Annotated in this window: 1 protein-coding gene and 1 pseudogene; both read left to right on the forward strand. The window is 53.3% G+C overall.

The window, feature by feature from the left end:
• Positions 1-99 precede the first annotated feature (99 nt).
• Positions 100-2,475: an OTU domain-containing protein gene (locus tag NYR54_RS18980; RefSeq protein WP_261517265.1), complete on the forward strand. Its 2,376-nt coding sequence runs from the start codon at positions 100-102 to the stop codon at positions 2,473-2,475.
• A gap of 46 nt (positions 2,476-2,521) precedes the next feature.
• Positions 2,522-3,156, forward strand: a pseudogene (locus NYR54_RS18985) (transposase); the annotation flags it as partial.
• Between the last annotated feature and the right edge of the window lie 75 nt (positions 3,157-3,231).

A 3,231-nucleotide genomic window follows, 5' to 3' on the forward strand; every position in this document is an offset into this window, starting at 1 on the left:
TTTGCAATCCGGTCCATGAAGGACCACAACGTGAACAGGGCTAGCTTATAAGCGCGGACAATCAGGGGAGCAGGTCAAGAAGTATCCAAAAAACTTCTAGTGAAAGAAGCGCAGATATGGGCGGATCAGAACGGGAACAAGGAGCTGCAGTTACCCCTAGAGAAGATTATAGAGATTTATAACGAGGCATGGGAGCTGGCCCTTGAACCGCCTTCTCCGCCAAAATTCAAGAGCCGGGATGAAATCCAGGCAGAGCTCGATAGCAATAAGATCAACTCTGGATCAGGACCAATATCCAAATTTATAAACGATAATATAGTCTCTGACAACTATCATGCAAGTGTAAAGAAGTACTACGAACAATTTTCGGACTTTATTTCAAGTAACCTTCCTAAATTTGTAACCTTAAAAGCACTGGAAAATGCGGCAGTTGCGGGGCTGGGCCGCATCCACATGGAGTATCGCCCAAACCGGGTTTGGACTGTAAGCGATGTGCTCCTTGACCGGCTGATAGCGGCAGTCAGGCGTCATCCTCAAAGCCTTATGAGAGGCCAGCAAATACCGGCGTATTTCTTCTCAATGCCTGACGGCCGATTCGGCATGGTGGGTCCGCAAGGGGAATTCAAGTTCCTCAGTCGGAATGCACTGGACGAACATGGCAAGCTTAAGAAGGAAGTGGTTCTTCGCGCGTTGGGCATTGCTTTTGCCGAGGATATCAAGGGCAGCTTTAAGGTAGGATGCAGCGGAGATTCGAAGAATTGTCCCTCTGCAAACTTTCAGATTGTTCAATCCCGGAGCGATACGGGGGATGATGCTCTCTCAATCAAGGAAATGATGGAGCTTAAAATAAGAAATATCGCAATATCTTCCTTGAATAAAATTAAAGAAGAAAACTATAATATTGGTACGGCTGAAGTCTTATTCAGATTGCTTCCTTTTTATGAGGAAATTACAAAATCAAACCTTGATCCAAATCATGAGTTCTCCTTCTCGAATATCGCATGGGATGTGGCAGATCTGGCAGCCACCTTCATTTTCATTGGTTTAGCTGGAGCAAAAGCCGGATACAAGGGGCTGAAGGCCGCAGCGCCTCTCCTCAGGTCGGCAGCAACGGCCGGCTCCACGCGTAAGGTTTCAATAATCCTGCGTGCACTCATAGACAGTTACAAAACCAGTTCGTTCCTGCGGTTGGCGGGAAAAGAATTAACAGACTTCATCCTGCCGGTCTTTTCAACCAAGAGCCTCGTTCAATCGGCATCTCAGGGTGCGAAGCGTGTTGTCCAGAAGGCACTCACACACAGCATCGCAAAAACCGAGAAGTCGATAATGGCCGCCATTCGAAGAGCCAAACCGGCACCTAAGCTCCACGCAGAGACTCTGCGCGCGCTGCGCACGGATCGCTTCACCATTGAGGATGCGACACGGCTGGTCGGGAAAAATCCCAACAGCCATTATGTCGATGACAAAAAGGGCTTCATCTATAAGGGGTTCGTTTTCCGGGGCGACATGCGTGCTCCGGAGGAAATTTTCGGCCAGGGCTTCAAGCTCAGGACCGAGATCAAGGATATTGAAGAGGTCAATGGTTTCCGCGGCGGTTTCGGCGGCGGCAAGGACGCACTGGATATCGATGGCAGGGGAATTTCGACCTCTCCCTTCGCCATGACCAAGGATCACGCCGGTGCAGATGTGTATGGGCGCGCAAGGGGCGGCTACACCTATCTGGTAGATGCGCGCGAACTGGAGGGCTATGACCTTTATAAGAATGCTGCGTTTGCTCGCTTCCGGAACACCTACGAGAAGAGCACGGACGACGCGGCAAAGCACGCAGCTCTTTCTCATCCACGGCCGATGGAGATCAATTACGGCACTGATATTCCAGCCGAGAAAATCATCGGCGCCTTCGACAGGAACGGGAAATATCTGCCTAATCCGGGCTATAGGGCAACTGAGGTTGAAAGCCTGCCAAAGGCCCTTTCCCTGGCCACTTCGGCGTGGAAAGGCGCGCGGCTGGTTTCCAGGATCAAGGAGCTTGCGAGTTCTGTTGAGCAGCCCGGCCCCTTGGAAGACGAGGCGCATTACATCGCACCCGCTGCTATTGCAAACTTATTGAAACGGCGCATCGAAATCCGCGATTTCCCCAAGAGCGGCCGCAAGTGGCATGTCGACCCGAGTGATGGGACTGAGAAATCGACAATTACCATTGCGCACTCATCGGGCCACTATGACGCTTATATCAACGATGAGTTGGTGAGGATGCCGGAGGACGAAAACTCCCCGTTCCGCGCCATCTCTGCTGCCCTCAATAAAAGAGCTGACATTCCCGATGTTGCGGTCGAGATCTTGCGTGAAAAAACCGCAGAGGAATTGCGCAACCACGCCGAACGGTATGTTGACCAGCTGAAAGCGCACCATGAGGCTCGATCAACGCGTCACTGTCCGGCGTCAGCGCTGATGGGACCAAACTGGCTTAACTGAGAACGGAGGATTTCTGGTTCATCGTAGCCTTTCAAAAGGAGCGAAGATGAGACAGAAATCCGGGACAGGGAAAGCGCCTGCGGAACAAGTCATTAAGGACATCCGCCGTGCAACCCGCAAGCAATATGGTGCGGAGGAGAAGATCCGCATTGTGCTGGAGGGATTGCGTGGTGAGGAGTCGATCGCCGCGCTGTGCCGGCGTGAGGGGATTGCCGAGAGCCTTTATTACAATTGGTCGAAGGAATTCCTGGAAGCCGGCAAGAAGCGGCTTGCCGGCGACACAGCCCGTGCCGCCACCAGTGACGAAGTAAAGGTGCTGCGCAAAGAGGCGCGCGATCTCAAGGAAGTCGTCGCCGAGCAGGCGCTGGAACTGCGGCTGCTTAAAAAAAGCATGATCGCGGATGGGGGCGACGACGAATGAGATACCCCGCATCCGAGAAGCTGGAGATCATCCGGCTGGTCGAGAACTCGCACCTGTCGGCGCGGCGCACATTGCAGAAACTCGGCATACCGCGTTCGACCTTCAATCGCTGGTATGACCGCTTCCTTGCCGGCGGCGTTGATGCGCTGGAAGATCGCAAACCCCGGCCGAAGCGGGTCTGGAACCGCATCCCCGATCAGGTGCGTGACCAGATCGTCGAGCTGGCGCTGAACGAGCCGGACCTGTCGCCGCGCGAACTGGAGACCTCTAATTACCGGTCCAGGTCGGCTTGAAAGATGATGTTCAGCGGAACGACGGCGCTGTGATGCGATGAC

The sequence above is a fragment of the Chelativorans petroleitrophicus genome, assembly GCF_025398195.1.
GTDB lineage: Bacteria > Pseudomonadota > Alphaproteobacteria > Rhizobiales > Rhizobiaceae > Chelativorans > Chelativorans petroleitrophicus.